Here is a 22,545-nt window from a genome sequence, read left to right as displayed (position 1 = left end):
CTTGAGCAAAACCCGCCCGTAGCTTTCGGCCTTCGCAGTTGCGAGAGCTATACTTTCTGCCACCGGGCAGGCCGGCCCTTTGGGCGCAGCCAGTTTGCCCGAGTGGGACAGCAGGCGCGCTGCAAGAACCTGCGTTCGTCCGAAGCGCGGGAAACAACAACAAGGGAGCGCCAGACATTCTGGCGAATGACATGAAGATCGTTGTCCCGGTCAAGCGCGTCGTCGACTACAACGTCAAGATTCGCGTCAAACCGGACGGTTCCGGCATCGATTTGGCAAACGTCAAAATGTCGATGAACCCATTCGATGAAATCGCCATCGAAGAAGCTGTTCGCCTCAAGGAAAAGAGCGGCGCCAAGGAAGTCGTAGCCGTCTCGATCGGCACGGCGAAGGCCCAGGAAACGCTCCGCACGGCGCTCGCCATCGGCGCCGATCGCGCCATTCTCATCGAAGTCCCGGAAGGCACGACCGTCGAGCCGCTCGCCGTGGCGAAGCTTCTCAAAGCCCTCGTCGAGACCGAAAAGCCCGATCTCGTCATTCTCGGCAAGCAGGCCATCGACGACGACAGCAATCAGACCGGCCAAATGCTCGCGAGCTTGCTCGACTGGCCGCAGGCCACGTTCGCCTCGAAGATCGTTCCGGAGGCAGGCTCGCTATCTGTTACCCGCGAGGTCGACGGCGGCCTCGAAACCATCAAGGTCAACCTCCCCGCAGTCGTCACGACCGACTTGCGGTTGAATGAGCCGCGCTACCCATCGCTTCCGAACATCATGAAGGCCAAGAAAAAGCCGCTCGATGTCAAGAAGCCGGAAGACTTTGGCGTCGATATCGCGCCCCGGCTCAAAGTTTTGAAGACGAGCGAACCTGCATCGCGTAAAGCCGGCGTGAAGGTCGGCAGCGTTGCTGAACTTGTTGAACTCCTGAAAAGCCAAGCGGGGATTCTCTAATGACGACACTTCTCCTCGCTGAGCTTTCGGGCAATGCCCTTTCGCCGGCAACGGCCAAAACACTTTCCGCGGCGAAGGATCTTGGCGGAGACGTCCACATTCTGGTTGTAGGCTCCGACGTTGGTAGCGCCGCGGATACAGCAGCCAAACTTGCAGGCGTTTCGAAGGTTCTCGTCGCGGATGCGCCGCAGCTTGCCAAAGGCCTCGCCGAGGAAGTTGCGGCACTCATCCTCTCGATTGCCAAGAACTATTCGGCGATCGTCGCGGGCGCGACTGCATACGGCAAGAACGTCCTGCCGCGGGTCGCCGCCAAGCTCGATGTCATGCAGATATCCGACATCACGAAGGTCGTTTCACCCGACACGTTCGAACGTCCCATTTATGCGGGCAACGCCATCCAGACCGTTCAATCGTCGGATGCAACGAAGGTGATCACCGTCCGCATATCCGCATTTCCCGCCGTTGGGGAAGGCGGTTCGGCTGCAGTCGAGACGGTCGCGGCTCCCGCCCCCGTCGGCATCTCGACCTTCGAGAAAGCCGAACTCTCCAAATCCGACCGCCCCGAGCTGGCCTCGGCGAAGATCATCATCTCCGGCGGCCGCGGCATGGGGAACGGCGAGAACTTCACCAAATATATCGCCCCGATTGCTGACAAGCTTGGTGCCGCCATGGGCGCCTCGCGCGCCGCTGTCGACGCTGGCTTCGTGCCCAACGACTGGCAGGTCGGACAGACCGGCAAAGTCGTGGCGCCCGACCTCTACATCGCCGTCGGCATTTCAGGCGCTATTCAGCATCTCGCCGGCATGAAGGATTCCAAGATCATCGTCGCGATCAACAAGGACGGCGAAGCGCCGATCTTCCAGGTCGCGGACTACGGGCTCGTGGCGGATTTGTTCCAGGCCCTGCCAGAACTCGACGCAGAACTCCAGAAAGCCGGACGCTAAGCCCGGCTTCTTATCACCGCGAAGGACATGCGTTCATGGCGCAAGCTCAGAAGCTGATGGAAAAAGGCAGGGTCGGCGTGAAACCTGCCAGGACGATCAGCAAGGTCGGCATCATCGGTGCCGGTCAAATGGGCAGCGGTATCGCGCATGTCGTCGCGCTGTCGGGCTATACGGTCGCGATCAACGACTTGAAAAAGGAGTCGTTCGATAAAGGCATCGAAGCCGTCCATAAGAACATGGCGCGTCAGATCGCCAAGGGCCTGATCAAGGAAGAAGATCGCGACACGGCGCTCGAGCGCATCAGCTTCGCACCGTCGTTCGAAGACTTCGGAGAGTGCGATCTCGTTATAGAGGCCGCCACCGAAGACGAAGCCCTGAAGCACAAGATCTTCGCGGCGCTCTGTCCCCACCTGAAGCCGACGGCCATGTTGGCCTCGAACACGTCGTCCATTTCGATTACGCGGCTCGCATCGACCACCGACCGGCCCGAAGACTTCATCGGCATGCACTTCATGAACCCGGTGCCGGTCATGGAACTCGTCGAGCTTATTCGCGGCATCGCGACCGGCGACGAGACGTTTGCGACGGCGCGCCATTTCGTCGAAAGCCTCGGCAAGACCACAGCAGTTTCGGAAGATTTTCCGGCCTTCATCGTCAACCGCATCCTGCTGCCGATGATCAACGAAGCCGTCTATACGCTCTACGAGGGCGTTGGCACCGTCGATGCAATAGATAAGGCGATGCGCCTCGGCGCGCATCATCCGATGGGTCCATTGGAGCTTGCCGACTTCATCGGTCTCGACACCTGCCTCAGCGTCATGCAGGTCCTGTACGAAGGCCTCTCGGACTCGAAGTATCGCCCCTGTCCGCTCCTCGTGAAATACGTCGAGGCCGGGTGGCTCGGCCGCAAGACGAAGCGCGGCTTCTACGATTACCGGGGCGAAAAGCCAGTCCCGACTAGGTAAGTCCCAACCAAGTAAGTCCCGTCAAGATAAAGGCTCGACCGCATAGCCTTACTTGACGTCTATCCCAAAACGCTGCCCAAAGTCCCCGCCACATCCGCCCGTTCCGCAAGCGCCGTTAGCGCCGGATAAACGACCAGCCATGACATCGCGCCGACAAAGAGCGTGACGCCGATCGCAACCGGCCAGGACATTCCCCAAAATCTCTTATGGCTCGCCGAAACGAAGACGAGAACGACGGCGTAAGTTGTAAGCGTCAAAAGCTGCCAAACAACGCTCAGATCGATGTCCGCCTGGGTCTTCAACACGGCAAACCCTGTCGCAAACCCTATGAGCGTGACGGCGATCGCCACCATCGATCCGTAGCTGACGCTCAACACACACAGCTTCACATACGACATCGGTGACCGCGGCAGCGTGCCGAGTGCGCGGCACACGTAGTATTGAATGGGCGTCAGGATCGCCATCCCAACGTACTGCACGACCTCGTTCGTCACGACCGTCGCGCTGCTGGCCGTGCTAGGAATATTGAAAAGCGCCGCAACCAGCTTCGGCACGATGACGTAAGCGAGCGTGAGCTGGAACCCGACCATTGCCGTCAGGAAAGCCCAATGCGAGCGATACGCGGGATCGTCCGTCAGCCGGATGATCGTATCGACGGGGTGGATCAGAAACGAAACGACAACCGGGAAGAAGCTGTTGTCGCGACGCGAGCTCAAGAACTCCGAAGAAAGAGCGCTCCAGCCTTGCTCGTCCTGATCGGCCGCAGCGGGCGCGCCGCAGCCGCTGCAGAACTTCCCCTGCAATGCCGTGCCGCAATTGACGCAAAATGCGGAACCTGCCGCTTCCGTCCCCGCCATGACCGCGAACCCCGTGCTGCCCCGAGCGGCGATTCTTCTATCATGGCCACATGGCGTCACAAACTGGCGCGCCGGGCCGTTCGGAGTTAAGCAGCCGTTTCGCATGATTCAGCACAAGAGACGAAAATGATTGGCAATTCACGCGTGGCAATGGTGACGGGCGCCGGATCGGGCATCGGCCGGGCTGTTGCCCTGAAGCTTCAGGCCGATGGATTTGATGTCGCCCTTCTCGGCCGGCGCGTTGCCGAGCTGGAAAAAACCGCCGCAGACGCCGCATCTGGCCGTGGCCGGTTCCTGGTCACGCCAGCCGACGTCACGGACGAATCCGCAGTCCACGCCGCATTCGAAAAGGCGCGCGCAACTTTCGGCCGTTTGGATCTCCTATTCAATAATGCCGGAACCTTCACGCAGGGCGTACCACTGGAAGACCTGCCGCTCGAAGAATGGAAGCGCGTCGTCGACGTCAACCTGACGGGACCGTTTCTCTGCGCGCGCGAAGCCATCCGCATCATGAAGGCGCAAACGCCGAGAGGCGGACGGATCATCAACAACGGCTCCATCTCGGCGCAGGTGCCGCGCCCATTCTCGGCCGCCTACACCGCAACGAAGCACGCTGTTACCGGCCTCACGAAATCCATTTCACTCGATGGCCGCGCCGATAACATCGCCTGCTCGCAGATCGATATCGGCAACGCCGCGACGGACGTCACAGCCAAAATGGCGAGCGGAATTCTACAAGCCGACGGCCGCGTCATGGTTGAACCACGGATGGATGTTGCCCACGTCGCGGACGCCGTCCTCTACATCGCCAACTTGCCGCTGGATGCCAACGTGCAGTTCATGACGCTGATGGCGACGGGAATGCCTTTCATCGGCCGGGGCTGAGGCGATAGCCGCAGCACAAGAAAATCCGGCCAAAAGAAGCTGCCTGAAACACTTCTTTCGGCCGGTCCCCGCTACTCAGCGAGGGTGTACGAGGAGGCACGGATTCGTCTCACCGCTCGCCGAGTTTTCGTGACGACTTCAGTTCGGCAAAAGCACGCCGTCGATCACGTGGATCACACCGTTCGACTGATTGACGTCGGCGATGGTGATCTTCGCCTTGCCGCCTTTGCCGTCGACGACCCACCAGCCGCCCATATTGTCGCCCTCGATGGTGATATTTTCGCCTTCCACGGTCTTGAGGTCGAGCTTGCCGCCGTTTGCCTTTGCTTCCTTGGCAAGCTTCGCCGCCGAATAATCACCCGCTACGACATGGTAGGTCAGCACGTTCGTCAGCTGTGTCTTGTTCTCGGGCTTGAGCAGCGTCGCAACCGTGCCGTCAGGAAGCTTGTCGAACGCTGCGTTAGTCGGCGCGAAGACTGTAAAGGGACCTTTGCCCTCAAGCGTATTCACGAGTCCTGCCGCCTTGACCGCCGCGACCAGCGTCGTGTGATCTTTCGAATTGACCGCATTCTCGATGATATTCTTCGACGGGTACATCGCAGCGCCACCGACTTCGACAGTCTTCTCTTTGGCAAATGAATTAGCGACCAGACCCGACGACAGCGAAAGAGCGAAAACAGCTGCGCCGAGAAGAGAGGCGCGATTGACGTTGAACATAGGGTGTTTCTCCGGTTGTTTCTTCGTCTCCATCGGAGACGCGTCCGAAGTTACGGAGCCAGATCGGCAGCAGTTTCAAACTGCACGCGATTTGTTTTTTTGATTTTCGCGTGATCCAGATCCGCGCGGCGCGCGTAAGTCCACAGCCGATAATTTCCGGGCAGACTATTTTGCAGGAATGAGCTTCCCCGCAAAAACGACAGGGCCGGTTGGTTGACCCGTCGGCGAACCGCCTTCGGGCTCGAGGCTCACCGCAAACGTCGCACTTTCGATCACGTCGGGTTTGTAGGCAGCGAGCGTTGGCCGGGTCATCGCCTTTGGTTCGTCGATGACGCCCAACGATTTCGGCGCGCCGAGACTATCCTGCACAATCCACAACTCGTAACTCTTTCCCGGTTCCGGTTTGGCGGCGACCGGCTGCACGGTCATGATCCGATCCTCGATATTGACCGTAACGAGGAAAGCCGGAGAAGCTGCGTCTTTCTGCAGGACCGCGACGAGATTTTGCTGCTTCGGCCTCGGCTGAAAGTCTCTAACCCCGAGCGCCACGACGAGGCTCGCGGCGATAGCCGACGCTGCAATAGCCGTTGTGCGCCAAAGGCGCAGGCGGCGGCGAAGATCGACGATCGTCGCGCTTCCAGAGGAAGCAATCCCCTTTTCGTCGATGCGAGCCTCGATCTTGGCGAGGGTATCATCGGGTGGCGAGGCGACGGGAACCAACTCGGCCAATGGCGCTAACCTGCGCTCCCATTCTTGAATGGCAACGTCGAGGGCCGGCTCGCGCAAGCGCCGAGCCGCAACGGCAGCGCGTTCGCCGGCATCGAGCGTGCCGAGGACGTACTCTCCGGCGATGGCGTCAATGTCGTTGTCATCAGTCATGAGCTGAGACAGCCTTTCAACTGCGCTAACGACCGGCGAAGCCAAGTTTTAATCGTATTGACGGGCTGGTCGTATGTCGCTGCCAGCTCCTCGCGGCTTAAGCCTTCGCAATAGGCGAGAACGACCATTTGCCGGCGATCCGCCTCTAGCCGGGCCAAACAATCGGCCAGCCGCTTGGAGTCTTCCCCGCGCATCACGGCTGCGAGCCCCGTCTCGGCGTCCGACGGAAAGTCCTGAACTTCCGGATGATCCTCGATCGACACGGGCAATTTACGTCTTGCCTCGTCGAGGGCGCGGTTTCGAGCGATGGCCGCCATCCAGGCGATAGGCGAGGCTCTTTCAGGTCTGAAGTCCGCCGACCGCTCCCAGATTTTCACATAAACCTCTTGCAACACCTCGTCCGCGATATCCCGGCGTCGCAAGATACGGAGAATGATGCCATAAAGTTTCGCGCTCGTAGCCGCATAAACCTCAGCGAACGCTGCCCGATCTTGTCGGGCCACGCGTTGCAGCAGCGCACTGATGTCGTCGGTAGACGCCATGGTCGGAAACAGTCTCGCGCTGTCGCGTCAATATTTGCACACGGAACGATGGACCTATAACCCGACGGACGGTCGCTCGCCTAGCCGTTTGACGCTCTCGTCGACCACAGAAGCCACAGTGCGACAAGCAAGAGACCGATCGCCAGCACGCGCCTCACCATCTGCATGCGATCCGCATTCTGCAGCAAGGGCCGCGCGCGCGAAGCCAATGCGACGATCCCGCCATGAACGATCGTCGCGACGGCCACGTACGCGAGAGTGAGCGAAATCGTCTGCGGGAGCAGGTCCCGGCTAGCATCGATGAATTGCGGAAGCACCGCGATGTAGAAGACTGCCGCTTTCGGATTGAGGACATTCGTCAGTAAGCCGCGAAAAAAATACCGGTCCGGCGTTGGCTGTGCCGCCTCGCCTTCTGCCTCGGTTGGGTCGCCGCGCCAGATGTCGTAAGCCAGCCAAAACATGTAGAGAGCGCCGGCCCAACGAAAAAATTCATAAAGCATCCGGGATTCGGAAATGAGCGCCGCGACACCAAGCGCGGCAAGAAGGCCAATCAGAAGAAGACCGGAGGCGACGCCGGCAACTGCCGCGAAACCCGCGCGCCGGCCAGCGGCCAACGCCAGAACGGCGAGATACGTCATGTTCGGGCCGGGCGTCAGCTCTACTATGAACGAGAGCCACATGAACGCGAGCGGCACACCAAAGACGGCCAGCTCTTGGATAGCGCCCGGCATCCCACTCATCCTACTTCGCTGGAACCGAAACCTCGTCGACGAGAAATTTTGTGAGGTCGCGCGTCAAGTAGTGCACATGATCCGGAAGCTCGCGCCATTCCCGGATTTTCAGCTGCGCGGGATGATCGATATAGTCGGAATGAACGAGCACCGTCGTCATCCCGAGTGTCGATGCCGGCACGAGGTTGTGCGGCATATCTTCAAACATCGCCGCCCGCGCCCCAGGCACATTGTGCAGCTTCAGCATCCGGTCGAAGGCTTCGCGCTCGGGCTTCGGCACATAGTCCATCGCCGCGATATCGCAGATGTCCTCGAAGAGATCGAGCACGCCCAGCTTGCGCGCAACGTTCTCCGCGTGAAGGCGCGAGCCGTTCGTAAAAATAAGCCGGCGCCCCGGAAGGGCTGAGATCGCGGCTGCGAGGTCCGGCATCTCTGGGACAACGGAAAGATCGATATCGTGCACGTATTCGAGGAACGGACCGGGCTGCAGCTTGTGGACCTTCATCAGCCCGGCAAGCGTCGTCCCGAATTGGCGATAATAGGCCTTCTGCAGATGGCGCGCGTGCTCGCGCGGAACACCGATTGTCTTGGCGATGAATTCGCTCATGCGCAGATCGACCTGCGCAAAGAGGTTGCAGGACGCCGGATAGAGCGTGTTGTCGAGATCGAAGATCCAGGCGTCGACGTGATTGAACCCGCGCTTGGCCGCAGCCGGCACGAGCTTCGGCAAATCCGACGCTGAGGCCGGGATGGCCATCAGGCCTTGCCCCGCTTGCGCTCGGCGCGTTTCACGAGCGTGCCGACGCCGTGCTCGGTGAAGAGTTCCAACAGGACGCAGTGCGGCACGCGTCCGTCGATCACGACCACGCCTTCGACGCCCGCCTCGACGACCTCGATGCAGCCCTCGATTTTCGGGATCATGCCGCCCGAAATCGCACCGGTCTTGATCATGGCGCGCGCTTCTTCGATCGAAAGGCTCGGAATGAGCTTCTTGTTCTCGTCGAGCACGCCGGAAACGTCGGTCAACAGAAGCAGCCGCTTGGCCTGCATCCTTGCCGCAAGTGCCGATGCGAATGTATCGGCGTTGACGTTCAGCGTTTCGCCGTCGCGGCTGATGGCGACGGGCGCGATCACCGGAATGAGATCGGATTTCGAAATGACTTCGACGATGTGCGGATTGACCTCCAGCGGATCGCCGACGAAGCCGATGTCGACCTGCTTCATCTCGTTCGACTGAGGGTCCGGCATTTCGGTGATCTTCTTGGCGATCATCAGGTTGGCGTCTTTGCCTGAGATGCCGACCGCCTTGCCGCCCTGCTGGTTGATCGCGGAAACGATCTCCTTGTTGATCTTCCCGCAGAGAACCATCTCGACGATCTCGACCGTCGGCTTGTCAGTCACGCGCAGACCGTTAACGAAATCCGACTTGATCGCGAGCTTCTGCAGCATGCTGCCGATCTGCGGGCCGCCGCCATGCACGACGATCGGATTGATGCCGGATTGCTTCAGGTAAACGATATCCTGCGCGAAGGCTTTGAACAGCTCCTCGTCGCCCATCGCATTACCGCCAAATTTTATGACGACGGTCTTTTCATCGTAGAGAATTAGATGCGGTATGGCTTCCGCGAGGATACGCGCTTGCTGATGTGCGCTGAGAGGCGTTTCAACCGGCGCTGCGCCAGCATTTCCCGAGAGACTTTTCGTTGACGTCACGCGCTCCCCCTTTTGCCATTCTGTTCGCGCCGGCGGGGAGCCGGTCGCTTCGTCGCGGTCTTATAGCTTCTCGGCCAAATGCCTCAACGGAATTCCCGGCCTTTACCACCGGCGGGCGTTACTGACGCAGGCGTTGAGGCCATCTGGGGAGGAAAAGTCATTCTGCCGTGCCAGGATCATGCCATTGCTATACCTTGCCATCAGCATGTCCTTTCGGCACGTTAATGCGTTGAGTACTGGCCAGTCTTGGCCGTCTTGGCCTTCAGTTTGGGAGACGTCGTGGGCGTGACGGCCACAGATATTACGCAGATTCCGATGTCGTCGGATCTTGGTGCCACGCTGGCTCGGGGTGCCGACTTTGCCGGGTCGAGCGGCGCGGCAGAGGTTTCGCTCGAGCATCTGCTCGCAGCCCTCTGCGACGATCCCGATGCGGGCGCGGTGCTGGACGCCAGCCAAATCAACGCCGAACGCCTGAAGGCTGACGTCGTCTCGCGCGTCCTGCAAGGCACTGAACCCTCCACTGAACGCCATGATTCCCTCGGCGTATCGAAGGACGTTCGGCGCATCCTCGAGGCTGCTGCAGCCGCCGCGCGCGGAAGCCGCAGGCGCGATATCAACGGCGCGATCGTGCTCGCCGCGATTGTCGGCGACGCGCGAAGCCTAGCCGCACAAATTCTCGAAGCCCACGGGCTGACGTTCGATAACGCCATCCGGGCGCTGCAAGCCGCACTGGCGCCGCCGCGCGAGGCACCGGCCCAGCCGCCGGCGCCCGTCGCCGATGACGTGCTCGCCCGGGCCCGCGAACGCGTCCAATCCCGGGCGACGCCGTCCTTGCGCGAAATCATGAAGGATATGCCGCGGCCCGCGCCCCGGCACCGCCCGGTCCATACGTTGCTGCCCCGAACCCGGCCGCCCCGAACTCTTTTGACCCGAGCCCCGCGCCTTTACAGCCCGAACCAGCGGTGCCGCTGCCGGAGGTCGTCTCCGCGCCTGAGCCCGAACGCGAGCGAACCCCGGAGCCAGTCCGGCAAGAGCCTACGTTCAGCAGCATGGGTGACGCGACCGGGCCACAGTCGCCGACCGAAGCGGCACCTTTTCCGGCGCCCGAAGCTCCCGCACCGTCGTTTCCCGCGTCACTCGACCCGCAATTGCCGACTGGCGGCGAGCGCGAAGCGCACGAAGCGCAACGGCATCGGCCCGAACCGAGCTTTGGCGGCGGTGCGCCAGCAGCCCAACCGGAGCGTCCGCAGCCAGGGCGTGCCCAGCACGATCCGTCGTGGTCTCATCCCACTTGGCAGGGACAGCAAGCTCCGGCCGCACCCGCGAGGCCGAACGACCAGTCATTTCCGCAGACCTATCCGGCTGGCCCGGCATCGCCACAGGCGAGCCCCGCGCCACCTCCCGATATTTTCGCGGATCTGCCGCCGCGCCCACAACCTTCCAGGATACAGCCACCTCCGATTCCACCCGGAGCGCCAATCCACGGCGGACCCGTAAACCCGCGGATGCGCGGCCCTATGCCTTCCGGTCCCATGCCTTCTGCTCCGATGCCGTCGGCGCCGATGGGACCCGCACAGGGCGGCCCTATGGTGCCGGGTTCAGCGCCTCCAGGTTCGAGACCCGCTCTCGGTCACGACCCTGCTTTCCGGACTGATTCTCCGATGGGCCCCCCTGCTTCGCAGCGCCCAGCGCCGGACGGCAAAGTGCGTCGTAAGGAAAAACGCGCCAAGGGCTCGAACGTCGACGCCGGCCAACTCGCGGAAAATATTCCCCGTTCGATGCGCGTCGGAAAAACCTCGCGCGCTGAGATCCGCATCGCCAAATCTTCGGTCAAAGCGCTGACGGAAGGCCTCGAGGGCGGCGGCCAGGTTTGGCAGCACGCGGTCGCCGTCACGAAGGCAATGTCGGTGCGCATTCGCGCGCCCGAGGGCGGATTCTTCATCGAATCCGCTTCGCCCGAAACGCAATGGATCGAAAGCAACCTCGGCTACGCGAGCGACGATTTCGCAAGCTGGCGTTTTCTGATCACGCCGCAATCGCGCGGTTGGTCGAGCCTACAGATCATCGTGTCAGCCCGCACGATCGGCGCCGACGGCGTTGCGGCGGAAACCGCTCTTCCCGATCAGCTCATTGAAGTGAAAGTTCGCGCCAACATCGCACGGACCCTTACGCGCTTTCTCGGTTGGACGGTTGCGGCGGTCGTCGGCGGCGCACTCGCGACCTTCGGCGAATCCGGAATGGGCCTAATGCAGAAGTTTCTGCACTGACGTCACTTCCCGTGCGATTCCAGAAGCTGCGCGATCGTTCCGCGCAACTCCTCAAATCCAAGCCCCTTCTCCGATGACGTCGCGATGATGGCTGGGAATGCCGCAGGATGCTTCGCGAGCGCTTTCAGCGTGCGCTCCATGACCTTTTCAAGGTCGGTCGGTTTGATCTTGTCCGCTTTGGTCAGCACGACCTGATAGGACACCGCCGCCCCGTCGAGCAGGTCCAGGATCTCATCGTCCGGCGGTTTCAGCCCATGGCGCGCGTCGATGAGAAGAAACACCCTGAGAAGCGTCCGCCGTCCGGCGAGATAGGCGCGGATGACCTTGTTCCAGGCCGCCACTTTCTCTTTCGGAGCTTCCGCAAACCCGTAGCCGGGCATGTCCACGAGAAAGAGATCGCGTTCCGGATCGGTGAAGAAGTTCAGCTCCTGCGTCCGCCCCGGCGTGTTCGACGCGCGCGCCAGCCGCAGCTGGCCGACGAGCGCATTGATGAGGCTCGACTTGCCGACGTTCGAACGTCCAGCAAACGCGATCTCTGGCCGGTCGTCGGGCGGCAGGTGATCGAGATCAGGCGTGCCGCGCGCGAAAGTCCAGGCGCGCGTGAACAGACGCCGGCCCTTTTCAATCTCGTCAGCCGATATCGTCGCGGCGTCTGTCATTATCTGATCCGATGGAGCGGCCCCGAAAAAGGGGCCGCCTCCGGCAAAGTTATTTGCTGGAGCCGCTACTGGCTCCGAACAATCGTAGGAGCGGAGCAAACGTTCGTTTGAGATTCCCGAATAGATGAATCTCGGCGCCCGCCCGCTTGTTGATCAGCATCTGCTGCGCGATCGAGAGCGTATTGCTCCACGCCCAGTAGATCACGAGACCTGCGGGGAAGCTCGCCAGCAGGAACGTGAACATCACGGGCATCCACTGGAAGATCTGCTGCTGGATCGGATCAGGCTGCGGCGGGTTGAGTTGCATCTGAACCCACATCGTGATGCCCATGATCAGCGGCCACACGCCGATGTGCAGGAACTCGGGCGGCGCAAACGGGAGCAGTCCGAACAGGTTGAAGAGCGACGTCGGATCGGGCGCGGAAAGATCGTGGATCCAGCCGAAGAACGGCGCGTGACGCATGTCGATCGTGACGAACAGCACCTTATAGAGCGCGAAGAAGACCGGGATCTGCAAGAGGATCGGCCAACAGCCGGCAAGCGGATTGATCTTCTCCTTGCGATAAAGCTCGAAGATTTCTTTCTGCTGCCGCTGCGGATCATCCTTATGCAGCTCTTTGATGCGCGCCATTTCCGGCTGCATCATCTTCATGCGCGCCATGCTCATGTACTGCTTGGTGGCGAGCGGATAGAACGCCGCCTTCACGATCACCGTCAGGATGAGAATGGTGATGCCGAAGTTGTGCACGACACCATTGATGAGCTCCATCAAATGGAAGAGCGGACGCGTGATGAAATAGAACCAGCCCCAATCGATCATGCGGTCGAAGCGCAGGATATGGAGCGCGTTCTCGTAACCGTCGATCAAAGAAGCTTTCTTGGCGCCGGCGAACAGATGCGCCTCGGTTCCCTTGCGCATCCCCGGCGGCACGGAGAGAGCACCGCGCAGATAGTCCGTTTGAAACGCGTCCTTGCCACCCGGATCGCGGGCGGGAAGTGCGGTATATGTCGCGCGATAGGGAGCCGTCTGATCCGGAACCAGCGACGTCGCCCAGTATTTGTCCGTTATGCCGAGCCAGCCGCCGATGACATTCTCGAATGTCGTCGGAACGCCGCTTTTGACGGCGTCGGCGAACCTGAACTCTTGAAGACCGTGCTCGCCGGAAACGCCGACGAGACCTTCATGCAGAACCGAAAAGACCTGCGAAGGCGGATGGCCGCTGCGATGTACACGCGCGTAGGGCATCAGAGTGATCTCTGCGCCGGTCTTGTTCTCGACCTCGTCGACGACCTTGAACATGTAGTCCTTGTCGATCGACATGGTGCGATGGAAGACGACCCCTTGGCCGTTGTCCCACACCAACCTGACCGGAGTGTCCGGCGTCAGTGTCGTCCCGCCTTCGGCCGTCCAAGCCGCGTCGCGATCCGGCACCTTGATCGCCGAACCCGCTTGGGGCACCCAGCCGAATTCAGCAAAATACGGATCGCTCGTTCCGGCAGGCGACAGCAGCGTCACCTTCGGGCTGTTGGGATCGACCGTCTCGCGATATTTCGACAGCACGAGATCGTCGATGCGACCGCTCTTGAGATCGATCGAACCCTCGAGTGACGGCGTGGCGATCTCGATCCGCGGCGATTGTTTCAGGATTTCTTCGCGCGTCAGCGGCTTTTCGAGCGGCGGCGGCGTTGTACCGGGAACAGCGGTGGACGGTGGAGCGACTGGCGACGTGGCGCCGTTGGGCGGGCGCTCGACGTTCGCCGTACCGTTGTTCTGGGCGTTGTTGAACTCTTGGCGGGCCTGCTCGTGTTGTATTTGCGGGCGCGCGAAAAAATATTGCCAGCCCATCAGCACCACGATCGACAGCACCACGGCGAGGATCAAATTGTTCTGGTCTTTGGGATCGTTGGGAGAGCTCATCAAATCCTCAGGGCACGGCGCCGGCGGCAGGGGCCTGGTTCAGGCCCGGAAGCGATGGCGGAAACTGGTCATAAAAGGAAGGGGACACCCAGTCACGCTGAACCTTTTTTATCAACTCGGATTTTATCGGTTCGGACTGGCCGGCTGCGGGTAAGCGCGGACATGGCTTGGCTAACGTCGCCAAGAAGCTCGGCAAACGGACGGTCCAGGGCGGCGCGGCGGGCAACCACGACATAGTCGCAGGACCCGAGCTCCCGTCGTTTAAGGTCTGCCGCGAAAGCCGCCTTCAGCCGGCGGCGAATACGGTTCCGCGTAACCGCGTTACCGATTTTCTTTGTGATCGTGAACCCGAAACGGGGCCCCGTGCCGGCGCGCTTCGGCGCGTCGGATCGTTCACGCATTTCAATCAGAAATGCCGGCGTGGATGATCGCCGGCCGCCACGCACAGCCAGAAATTCGGACCGCACTTTGAGCGTTGGCAGGATCGGAATGACAGCCTCCAGAGCCGCGACAAAGCGACAACGGGGCCTTGGCGCTAGACCCAACTAGGCCGAAAGACGCTTGCGGCCCTTCGAACGACGGCGCGCCAGAACTCTCTGACCTCCGGTCGTCAGCATACGCTTGCGAAATCCGTGGCGGCGCTTGCGAACAAGGCGGCTCGGTTGATATGTGCGCTTCACGGAACTCTCCGTCCAAGTCTCTTGAGCCGCATCCAGTACTGGACGCCGGCATATTGCTTATTTTTTTCCGAGACTTACCAATACACGTCGCCCGGGGCTCAAGACCCCAGCAGAGTGCAGATATCTCGGGAATTCGCGCCCTTATAGTCGGGCCGCTTAGGCAAGTCAACGAGCGCAAGCCACGGCAGTCGTTCTAATCCGAAGGAATACGGCTGTCGTCCCCAAACGCGCGCAAAGCAACGCCTCCGCGGCATCAGTCGTATATCTGAAATGATCCAATATCCCACCCGCGTGCTTGCCAGGCAGGTGCCTCGCGCATGCGAACAGGGGATAGAGAAGGATCTCCCGCACCCAAAGCGGCACCGGCATATTAAACTATCCCGCTGACGCCGTTGGAGAGTGACGCCCGAGTCTTCCCGGCGAGCATCAAAAGCGCATTCGAATTAGCCAAACCAATTTCATTTTCTGGATCGCCCTTTATGCCCAAGGACACGGCCGACGAGGCCCCGCAGAGCCAAAACATCGAAACAGACTTTTGCATAATCGGTGCCGGCGCCGGTGGCTTGGCCCTCGCCTCGGCCGCAGCCGCATTCGGGCAGCGCGTGGTTCTGATCGAAAAGCACAAAATGGGCGGGGATAGCCTTAACTACGGAGGCGTGCAGTCGAAAGCACTGCTGGTCGCGGCCAAACGAGCCTACGCAATGCGCACCGCTTCGCCCTTCGGCATCCGTGGTGTCGAGCCGCTGATCGACCACGCCGCGGTCAGCCATTACATCGACGACGTGACCGCGAAAATTTCGCCGAACTTTTCCGTTGAGCGTTTCACGGGCCTTGGCATCCGCGTCATCCCGGCAGCTGCGAAATTCGTCGACCGGTCGACGGTTGTAGCCGGCGACTACCGGATCACAGCGCGCCGGATTGTCATCGCAACGGGCTCATCGCCGATTATCCCGCCCATTCCGGGCCTGGCGGACGTCCCCTATTTCACGAATGAAACAATCTTCGAAAATACGAGCCTGATCCCGCACCTCCTCATCATCGGCGCTGGAACGACCGGAGTGGAACTGGCGCAGGCTTACCGCCGCCTTGGTTCCCGCGTGACCGTGCTCGATAACGCCCAAGCGCTCGGTAGCGAAGACCCCGAACTCGCAGTCGCGCTGCTCGCACGGCTTTCCGATGAAGGCATCGTGATCCGCGAAGGCGTGCAGATAAAGCGCGTCTCGGGCACCGCAGGGAAAATCGTCGTCGAACTTCAAACCGGTGGCGCGTCCGAAACCATCGAGGGGTCGGCGATCCTCCTGACAGCCGGACGCAAAGCCAACATCGCCGATCTCGGCCTCGACGCCGCCGGCGTGAAGGTCACGCCGAATGCCATCAAAGTTAACGCCGGTTTGAGAACGGCCAATAGTCGGGTCTTCGCGATTGGCGACGCAACCGGCGCACCGCGATACGCCCACGTCGCGGGCGATCATGCCGAGACGGTTTTGCGGAGGTCGCTTTTCCGCCTGCCTGCAAGAGCAAAGGCCCGGGTCGCGCCGCGCGTCGTCTTTACAGACCCCGAACTGGCAACTGTCGGCCTGAACGAAACCGAGGCGCGCGCCAAGTACGGCAGAATAAACGTCCTACGCTGGCCCTATCACGAGAACGACCGGGCCCAGCTCGAACACGAGACCGACGGGCACATAAAGGTCATAACGTCGAAGCACGGGAAAATATTGGGCGCAGGCATCGTCGGAGCTAAGGCCAGCGAGTTGATTCAGATGTGGTCGCTTGCCATATCACAAGACCTCAACATCAAGGCGATGACGGAATGGATTTCGCCCTACCCGACGCTTTCGGAGATCAACAAGAAAGCTGCATTCCGTTACTTTGCAACAGTTCCGAGTAACCCCTTTTTGCGCAAAGTCATCGCGTTACTGGCAAAGCTCGGTTAATGATCTCCGCCAATGGAGAAGTACGATCCGGTGCAGCGCGCAATTACCAACAGCGGCAACCCAGAGACTGACGACCTGAAGGCGAAAACGTCTTTTGCAGGCGCGCCCTGGCATGCCCTGAAGCACCTGTGGGAAAGCCGCGGCCTTCCCGCGAAGCTCATCATACTCACGGCCGCATTCGTTCTGCTGGCCGAAGCGCTGATCTTTCTGCCGTCGATCGCAAGCTACCGCGTGACTTGGCTTCAAGAGCGGCTGACGGCGGCCCAACTTGCAGCGCTGACATCCGATGCTTTTCCCGGCGGACAAATTCCATCCGCTCTCCGCGCCGATCTCCTTCGGACCGCGCAAGTACGCGCAATCGCATCGCGGAGCGAAGGCGAGCGCCGGATGGTATTTCCGCCCGAAGGCGACCTGACCATCGACTACGTGTACTACCTGCCGCCCGAGCCCGATACCTTCTGGGATAGCGTGACGACCGGTCTGCAGCAGGCGAAGGATGCAGTGACGACGCTGCTCTCGAGTGATCGCACCATCCGCGTGATCGGTCACACCGGGGCCGACAACAACGACCTGATCGAAATCGTCATTCCGGAAGCGCCCCTCAAAGCGGCGATGATCCGCTACGGGATGAACATTCTCTGGCTGTCCATCATCCTTTCGGTGCTGACGGCGGTCGTCGTTTATTTCGCGCTGAGCCGCTTATTCGTGAAGCCGCTGACGCGCATCACGAGCAACATGCTGCACTTCGCGGAAAACCCCGAAGATCAAAGCCGCATTATGCCGGAGACCGGCCGCGGCGACGAGATCGGTATCGCCGAACGCGAGCTTGCAAGCATGCAGCGTCAGCTCGGCAATTTGCTCACTCAGAAGAACCGTCTTGCCCAACTCGGCATGGCGGTTTCGAAGATCAATCACGATTTGCGCAACATGCTCGCGAATACGCAGCTGATATCCGATAGGCTCGTTGATCTCCCCGACCCGACGGTGCAGCGCTTTGTTCCAAAGCTCATTGCTTCTCTCGATCGGGCCATTCAGTTCTGCAATTCATCGGCGCAATTCGGCGGCGTTTCCGAAGCTGCCCCACGCCGCGAATTGATGTTGCTGAAGCCTCTGGTCGAAGAAGTCGCGGATAGTCAGGGCCTGCCCCGCGAAGGCACGGTTGCATTCGTCTGCGACATGGACGCGAATCTGCGCATCGACGCCGACCAGGAGCACCTGTTCCGCGCCTTGAGCAATCTCATCCGCAATGCCGCGCAGGCGATCGAAAGTGTTGAAGGTAAAACCGACGGCGAGATTCGCGTTGCGGCCCATCGCGAAGGACGCAAGGTCATCATCGACGTGATGGATAACGGCAGCGGCATTCCGCCTAAGGCCCGGGAAAATCTTTTCAAGGCATTCCAAGGCTCGACAAAAAAGGGTGGAACGGGCCTTGGCCTCGTCATCTCGGCCGAGCTGGTGCAGGCGCACGGCGGCTCGCTGAAGCTTATGGATAGCAAAAAAGGCGCGCATTTCCGCATAGAGCTGCCGGATCGGCACGTCGACTGAAACGGCCCCGAGAGCGCCCGATCTCGACCAGCGCGGCGCATCGGGATTCGCGGCCCACGCTGACGACAGGGGGAGCGCGGCGACTCGTCCGCTAAAGCTCTGTCCGAAGCACTTGCGCTCCGCGACGCGACCCACTAGAGAGGGGTGCTTCGCCGCCCGGCCGGACCGCCGGACGGGGCCCACCGCCCCGATGCGACGAAAAATGCGCGCCCGTAGCTCAGCTGGATAGAGCACCAGACTACGAATCTGGGGGTCAGAGGTTCGAATCCTTTCGGGCGCGCCAATAAAATCAACAATATAGCTGCCTACTGTCGTCCGCAGATTTGGCCCAGCGAACCATTTTTCCTTCACGTTTGTTCGGCGGCGTCACGCCATCCATCGGGCATCTTGGCCCCAGCGCTCAGATTGGCAGCTTGAAGTGCGGAGCTGCGATTCGGCGTACCTCTTCAGATCCTATGCGCAGGCTCCCGGACTAGGATGATGGGCCTTGTTGACCTCAGTACGGCCCACCCTCTTCTTAATCCGCGTGCCGCCTATTTTTCCGGATCGAAGCAGCCAGCCTCACTGGAGCGAAATAGTTGGAAAGGGATTCGGAGCGCCGGAAGATTCTCTGGAATAATGCCGGCACTCACCGTGTTTTCTCCATTTCAATCCCGGCAAGGACCGAAGAGCCGCGATGGGTGTTGCGGCTCCGAAATAAAACCCTTGTGCCTGCGCCCTTCCACATCGCTTCATAAAAATCTCGCGAGTGTACTCCAGACTGGAGAACGCGCATGTTCTTGTCCACGATCTCATCGACTGAGTAGCCGGTAATCCGCGAGAACGCGGCATTCCGTGCGCGGTGGCACGCGCTCGGCGGAATGGAGGCAGAAGCGATCGCGCTGGCGCTGTTAGGCGTCGCCGTCTTTGGTGGCCTGAACCGTGATTGGCATCCTTGGCGCCAGTGCCTCTGGAAAGTCTTCCCTGGTGCGCGCAATTGTCGGCGCGTGGCAACCCGCCCATGGCCACGTGAGACTCCACGGCGCGACACTTGACCAATGGCCAGCGGCAAAACGTGGCCGGTTCATCGGCTATGTGCCGCAGTCGGTGGATCTCATGAACGGAACCGTCGCCGAAAATATCGCGCGTTTCGATGAGGCGCGGGATGAAGCGGCGGTCATCCGCGCAGCCAAGGCGGCGGGCGTACATGACATGATCGTGCGCCTTCCCGCCGGCTACGACCTCATGGTCGGGGAAGGGGGGACGCAGCTTTCTGCAGGTCAGAGGCAACGCCTTGCCCTGGCGCGCGCGCTCTACAAAGAGCCATTCCTCGTCGTCATGGACGAACCCAATTCAAATCTCGACACCCCGGGAGACCAGGCCTTGGCCGAGGCGGTTGCAAATATCCGCAAGCGTGGCGGCATTACCCTCATCGTCGCGCACCGGCGCAGCATTGTCGGCCATGGACAGCCGTTCAGCTCACGCATCTGAGAGGAGTTGAGCACCTGTTTAATACATCAGGCACTCAGCCAGGCTACATCAACGTCAATGGCACTGTCGATTTTTCGGAAGTCGAGAGGGAAACCAATATAACATCAATCTCGGGCCAATCCGGCAATGACGTCATCACCGGCAGCAGCCACATGTATGCAGGCGTGTATCTCGCAGAGAACATTCTTGGTGGCGCAGGTAACGACACGCTCGACGGCGGAGCTGGTGCAAACTCCCTCACCGGCAATTCCGGAAACGACACTTTCAAAATTAGCCAGGAGCACGATTAGAGCACGATTTTTGATTTCACGAGCGTGACGGGTGGCGACGTAGATAGGATTGAACTCACGAGTACCGTTGCCGCAAGTGCGTCGGATATCTCCATTGCCGACGATGGGTTGGGCTATGCACACATAACGTCAACAATCGGCCATGATCTCGACGTCACCGTCGTCGGGTGGAACTCGGTCGATATCGCGAGCCACATCTTCTTCGTCTAAGACAGTTTAGATCTAAGAAATATCAGGCCGTCGCCGCATTGCGGCGACGGCTCTTTCAAAAATCAACTTATGCAAGAATAGGTTTAATATCTCCGAAAAGGGCATCGGCGCTGGCATCCATTGATTTCAGCGTGGCGAATTTCGCGGGTGTTACATCGATGGTGGAGCCGTCCTCGAAGGCCAACTTCGCGGAGGCGTTATATTTGACCTGCACCGTTATCGCGTCATCAGACCCCTTGAACGAAACGGTGACCTTGTCCGCATCTCGGTTCACCGTAACGTCGTCGGCGCTGTAGCCTTTGATATTGATCGTGGCGCTGTCCTTGGCATTGGCGTAGCCCCGGCCAACTCCGATCGTGTCGTGTCCATCGCCTTTGTTGAAAATGACGGTATTGCCGTCCCCGATCAGCCGGATCGTGTCATTGCCGGTGCCGCCGGTCACGGTGGAGTTGCCGTTGACCTGGATGTAATCGTCGCCCTCCCCACCATCGACGACCGCGTTGTCAAAGGTCGAATCGTCCGCGCTGCGCCGGCTGCTGACGACAAGAGTATCGTTGCCAGCGCCGCCGTTGATCGCGGAGTTGCCAAGCGTAACCACGAAATCATCCCCGTCACCGCCGTCGACGGTCGAATAGTCGTACGTGCGGATTACGTCATTACCGGCACCGCCATCAACGACGGAGTGGTCGTAGACGTACACCCAGTCATCCCCGTCACCGGCATCCACCGTGGCATGACTATACGCCTGCACGACATCGTTGCCGCCCCCGGCATGGACGGTCGCGTTGGCATACGTCGAAATCTCGTCGTTGTTGTTCCCCGTGTAGATCGTTGCAAAATTCTGCGCATAAATAGAAGCAATGCCATCACCTGTGGTGATGGTGGCATGATCTCCAGCGGTGACCGAGGCCTTCGCGGAGCCGTATCTGGAAAGATCGATCGTGCCGCCTTGTTCGTTGAGAATGGCGACGACCTTCTCAGCCGCCTGCTTGCTGGCCTTGCTTGTCGTCTCCAGCGGACCGAGGATGGAAATTGCCGCGTTGGCCGTCGGGTTCGAGGCCGTCCCCTTCGCGGCATTCATGTTTTGAAGAATGGAGAGGGCGGTCGAATTGGTGGCGCCGGAAATGAACGTCATCAAACTTCTCCGAAGCATTCGATGTTGGCGTTGGTCACGGCGCTGATTCGAATTCATATACCTTTTGGCATAGACCGCGTTAAGGCCCGCTTAACCACGTGATGGAGTCTGGGGCTTCTTGGCCAGTGCGGACGGCCCGCGTTATCAAAAAGGCTTTGGCACTACCTAATTTCCCCAATCTGCCGGAAAAAATGGCTATACATAATTAAAGTATAGCCATTCTATGCTATACATTTCGCTTGTCTAGCCAAGGGCAAGCCATGAACGTCGTCGGATTTCTCAATTCGAAAGGTGGCGTCGGCAAATCAATGGGCAATTTCGGCAGCTCGTCCATAGCTCCCTTAGCAAAAGCATCGCGGCTGACTGAAAGGGTGGGCGAGGAATGTGTTAAACTTCTTCGGATCGATCGCATTTTGGAGAGCCCGCTCAACGATGTGGTGATGGCCAGGCCGGCTTTGCCCACGCACTGAGTTTGTAGATCTTAATAATTGTCAGTTACGCAGCCACGCTGAAAGATTTTTCAGCGGAGGACTCATTCATGCGAAAATTCGTTTGCGAGGAGCTGCACGACCCGGACCGCCGCTCGTTCCTCAAGGCGGCGGCGGCGACGGGAGCTACACTTGCAGCGGGTTTTTCGACGCAAGCCGCGAATGCAACGGCGGCCGGTAATCCGAAATTCATGGAGGAAGCGACTCGGCTTGCTATCGAGTCGGTGGAGAAAGGGTGGGGTGGTCCATTCGGCGCCGTGATCGTCAAAGACGGAGAGATCATCGGGCGCGGCCAGAACCGCGTGCTGCACACGGGCATTCCTGTCTTTCACGCTGAGGTCACGGCAATCATGGACGCGTCCGCACGTCTCAACCCGAAGGCGCTGCTCGGCACGGATTATGGGGCCGGCACGATCCTCGAAATGATTCCGCGTGAAGCGGGTTCGCCCGATCCGGTGGAGCATCGCGCACGCATGTTGAAAGGGTGCGAAATCTACATCAACGGCGCGCCGTGCCCGATGTGCATGAGCGCGATCTATTGGTCGCGCATCGACCACGTTTATTTCGCCGCCAGCCTGAAGGACACGAGTGCGATCGGATTCGACGATGCCTTCCAGTATGAGGATTTCGCCAAGCCGTGGTCGCAACGCCGGATCATGGTAACGGAAAACTTCGAACGGGAAACCGGCCTGAAGGCGTACAAGGCCTGGACCGATAAGAAGGACCGGCATCCCTACTGAAGAACGCGCGAGACCCAACCGTTACCGGC

The 22,545-nt window shown here is 60.2% G+C and carries 25 protein-coding genes and 1 tRNA gene; 14 read left to right on the top strand and 12 right to left on the bottom strand.

Features of this window, described 5'->3' with window-relative positions; genetic code table 11:
• Positions 1-191 precede the first annotated feature (191 nt).
• The 3 genes from AACL53_RS21725 to AACL53_RS21715 are packed head-to-tail and all read left to right on the top strand — an operon-like array spanning position 192 to position 2,856.
• On the top strand, positions 192-947 hold the full coding sequence (locus tag AACL53_RS21725; RefSeq protein ID WP_339086771.1) for an electron transfer flavoprotein subunit beta/FixA family protein: 756 nt from the start codon (positions 192-194) through the stop codon (positions 945-947).
• Positions 947-1,891: an electron transfer flavoprotein subunit alpha/FixB family protein gene (locus AACL53_RS21720; RefSeq protein ID WP_339086769.1), complete on the top strand. Its 945-nt coding sequence runs from the start codon at positions 947-949 to the stop codon at positions 1,889-1,891. The genes AACL53_RS21725 and AACL53_RS21720 overlap by 1 nt, the downstream gene beginning before the upstream one ends.
• Before the next feature lie 35 nt (positions 1,892-1,926).
• Entirely contained in the window at positions 1,927-2,856 is a 930-nt protein-coding gene (locus AACL53_RS21715) for a 3-hydroxybutyryl-CoA dehydrogenase (protein ID WP_339086767.1), read from the top strand.
• Between the two features lie 59 nt (positions 2,857-2,915).
• Here the strand turns inward: AACL53_RS21715 and AACL53_RS21710 are convergent, their stop codons facing one another.
• The gene (locus AACL53_RS21710) at positions 2,916-3,713 is read right to left on the bottom strand and encodes a zinc ribbon domain-containing protein (protein WP_339086766.1); all 798 of its coding nucleotides are present in this window, start codon (positions 3,711-3,713) and stop codon (positions 2,916-2,918) included.
• Between the two features lie 126 nt (positions 3,714-3,839).
• Here AACL53_RS21710 and AACL53_RS21705 point away from each other — a divergent pair, with 126 nt between their 5' ends.
• Positions 3,840-4,598: an SDR family oxidoreductase gene (locus tag AACL53_RS21705; RefSeq protein ID WP_339086764.1), complete on the top strand. Its 759-nt coding sequence runs from the start codon at positions 3,840-3,842 to the stop codon at positions 4,596-4,598.
• A gap of 138 nt (positions 4,599-4,736) precedes the next feature.
• On the opposite strand, the gene AACL53_RS21700 is transcribed toward AACL53_RS21705, so the two are convergent.
• The 6 genes from AACL53_RS21700 to argB form a co-directional block, all read right to left on the bottom strand.
• Positions 4,737-5,315 (bottom strand): fasciclin domain-containing protein, encoded by a 579-nt coding sequence (locus tag AACL53_RS21700; RefSeq protein ID WP_339086763.1) that lies wholly within the window; start codon positions 5,313-5,315, stop codon positions 4,737-4,739.
• A 165-nt stretch (positions 5,316-5,480) separates the two neighbouring features.
• Positions 5,481-6,194 (bottom strand): anti-sigma factor domain-containing protein, encoded by a 714-nt coding sequence (locus tag AACL53_RS21695; RefSeq protein WP_339086761.1) that lies wholly within the window; start codon positions 6,192-6,194, stop codon positions 5,481-5,483.
• Complete coding sequence (locus AACL53_RS21690) at positions 6,191-6,736, bottom strand: sigma-70 family RNA polymerase sigma factor (RefSeq protein WP_339086759.1); 546 nt, start codon at positions 6,734-6,736, stop codon at positions 6,191-6,193. Before AACL53_RS21690 ends, AACL53_RS21695 begins: the two co-directional genes overlap by 4 nt.
• Positions 6,737-6,816: 80 nt before the next feature.
• Positions 6,817-7,467, bottom strand: a complete 651-nt coding sequence (locus tag AACL53_RS21685; protein WP_339086758.1) for a LysE family translocator — start codon at positions 7,465-7,467, stop codon at positions 6,817-6,819.
• 10 nt (positions 7,468-7,477) lie between these two features.
• Positions 7,478-8,224: a pyrimidine 5'-nucleotidase gene (locus tag AACL53_RS21680; RefSeq protein WP_339086757.1), complete on the bottom strand. Its 747-nt coding sequence runs from the start codon at positions 8,222-8,224 to the stop codon at positions 7,478-7,480.
• Positions 8,224-9,180: an acetylglutamate kinase gene (gene argB / locus AACL53_RS21675; protein ID WP_339086755.1), complete on the bottom strand. Its 957-nt coding sequence runs from the start codon at positions 9,178-9,180 to the stop codon at positions 8,224-8,226. The genes AACL53_RS21680 and argB overlap by 1 nt, the downstream gene beginning before the upstream one ends.
• A gap of 285 nt (positions 9,181-9,465) precedes the next feature.
• Here argB and AACL53_RS21670 point away from each other — a divergent pair, with 285 nt between their 5' ends.
• Positions 9,466-10,677, top strand: coding sequence for a Clp protease N-terminal domain-containing protein (locus AACL53_RS21670; RefSeq protein ID WP_339086753.1), 1,212 nt, complete (start codon positions 9,466-9,468; stop codon positions 10,675-10,677).
• Positions 10,678-10,883: 206 nt separating this feature from the next.
• The gene (locus tag AACL53_RS21665; RefSeq protein WP_339086751.1) at positions 10,884-11,447 is read left to right on the top strand and encodes a hypothetical protein; all 564 of its coding nucleotides are present in this window, start codon (positions 10,884-10,886) and stop codon (positions 11,445-11,447) included.
• A 2-nt stretch (positions 11,448-11,449) separates the two neighbouring features.
• Here the strand turns inward: AACL53_RS21665 and yihA are convergent, their stop codons facing one another.
• The 4 genes from yihA to rpmH form a co-directional block, all read right to left on the bottom strand.
• On the bottom strand, positions 11,450-12,106 hold the full coding sequence (gene yihA / locus AACL53_RS21660) for a ribosome biogenesis GTP-binding protein YihA/YsxC (RefSeq protein ID WP_339086750.1): 657 nt from the start codon (positions 12,104-12,106) through the stop codon (positions 11,450-11,452).
• 49 nt (positions 12,107-12,155) lie between these two features.
• Positions 12,156-14,024 (bottom strand): membrane protein insertase YidC, encoded by a 1,869-nt coding sequence (yidC, locus tag AACL53_RS21655; protein WP_339086748.1) that lies wholly within the window; start codon positions 14,022-14,024, stop codon positions 12,156-12,158.
• 92 nt (positions 14,025-14,116) lie between these two features.
• A complete protein-coding gene (gene rnpA / locus AACL53_RS21650) occupies positions 14,117-14,491 on the bottom strand; it encodes a ribonuclease P protein component (protein ID WP_339086746.1) in 375 nt (124 codons plus the stop codon).
• A 78-nt stretch (positions 14,492-14,569) separates the two neighbouring features.
• Positions 14,570-14,704, bottom strand: coding sequence for a 50S ribosomal protein L34 (gene rpmH, locus AACL53_RS21645; RefSeq protein ID WP_045834540.1), 135 nt, complete (start codon positions 14,702-14,704; stop codon positions 14,570-14,572).
• 479 nt (positions 14,705-15,183) lie between these two features.
• Here rpmH and AACL53_RS21640 point away from each other — a divergent pair, with 479 nt between their 5' ends.
• From AACL53_RS21640 to AACL53_RS21615, 6 genes are all read left to right on the top strand, one after another.
• A complete protein-coding gene (locus tag AACL53_RS21640; RefSeq protein WP_339086745.1) occupies positions 15,184-16,638 on the top strand; it encodes an NAD(P)/FAD-dependent oxidoreductase in 1,455 nt (484 codons plus the stop codon).
• A gap of 12 nt (positions 16,639-16,650) precedes the next feature.
• Positions 16,651-18,183 (top strand): HAMP domain-containing sensor histidine kinase, encoded by a 1,533-nt coding sequence (locus AACL53_RS21635; protein WP_339086743.1) that lies wholly within the window; start codon positions 16,651-16,653, stop codon positions 18,181-18,183.
• Positions 18,184-18,389: 206 nt separating this feature from the next.
• Positions 18,390-18,466, top strand: a tRNA-Arg gene (locus AACL53_RS21630).
• A gap of 638 nt (positions 18,467-19,104) precedes the next feature.
• Positions 19,105-19,653 (top strand): ATP-binding cassette domain-containing protein, encoded by a 549-nt coding sequence (locus tag AACL53_RS21625; RefSeq protein WP_339086741.1) that lies wholly within the window; start codon positions 19,105-19,107, stop codon positions 19,651-19,653.
• A 152-nt stretch (positions 19,654-19,805) separates the two neighbouring features.
• Complete coding sequence (locus tag AACL53_RS21620) at positions 19,806-19,943, top strand: hypothetical protein (protein WP_339086740.1); 138 nt, start codon at positions 19,806-19,808, stop codon at positions 19,941-19,943.
• A 24-nt stretch (positions 19,944-19,967) separates the two neighbouring features.
• A complete protein-coding gene (locus AACL53_RS21615; protein ID WP_339086739.1) occupies positions 19,968-20,153 on the top strand; it encodes a hypothetical protein in 186 nt (61 codons plus the stop codon).
• A 67-nt stretch (positions 20,154-20,220) separates the two neighbouring features.
• On the opposite strand, the gene AACL53_RS21610 is transcribed toward AACL53_RS21615, so the two are convergent.
• Complete coding sequence (locus AACL53_RS21610) at positions 20,221-21,288, bottom strand: calcium-binding protein (protein ID WP_339086738.1); 1,068 nt, start codon at positions 21,286-21,288, stop codon at positions 20,221-20,223.
• A gap of 260 nt (positions 21,289-21,548) precedes the next feature.
• Between AACL53_RS21610 and AACL53_RS21605 the strand changes: the two genes are divergently transcribed.
• Both AACL53_RS21605 and AACL53_RS21600 read left to right on the top strand, forming a co-directional pair.
• A complete protein-coding gene (locus AACL53_RS21605; protein WP_339086737.1) occupies positions 21,549-21,758 on the top strand; it encodes a hypothetical protein in 210 nt (69 codons plus the stop codon).
• A gap of 68 nt (positions 21,759-21,826) precedes the next feature.
• Positions 21,827-22,516 carry a nucleoside deaminase gene (locus AACL53_RS21600; RefSeq protein WP_339086736.1) on the top strand — a complete coding sequence of 230 codons (690 nt, stop codon included), beginning with the start codon at positions 21,827-21,829 and terminating at the stop codon, positions 22,514-22,516.
• Positions 22,517-22,545: the final 29 nt, after the last annotated feature.

This window comes from Hyphomicrobium sp. ghe19 (assembly GCF_902712875.1).
Taxonomy (GTDB): Bacteria; Pseudomonadota; Alphaproteobacteria; order Rhizobiales; family Hyphomicrobiaceae; genus Hyphomicrobium_B.
The sequence above is the reverse complement of the archived record's forward strand: the minus strand, read 5'-3'. Positions and strand labels throughout refer to the sequence as shown.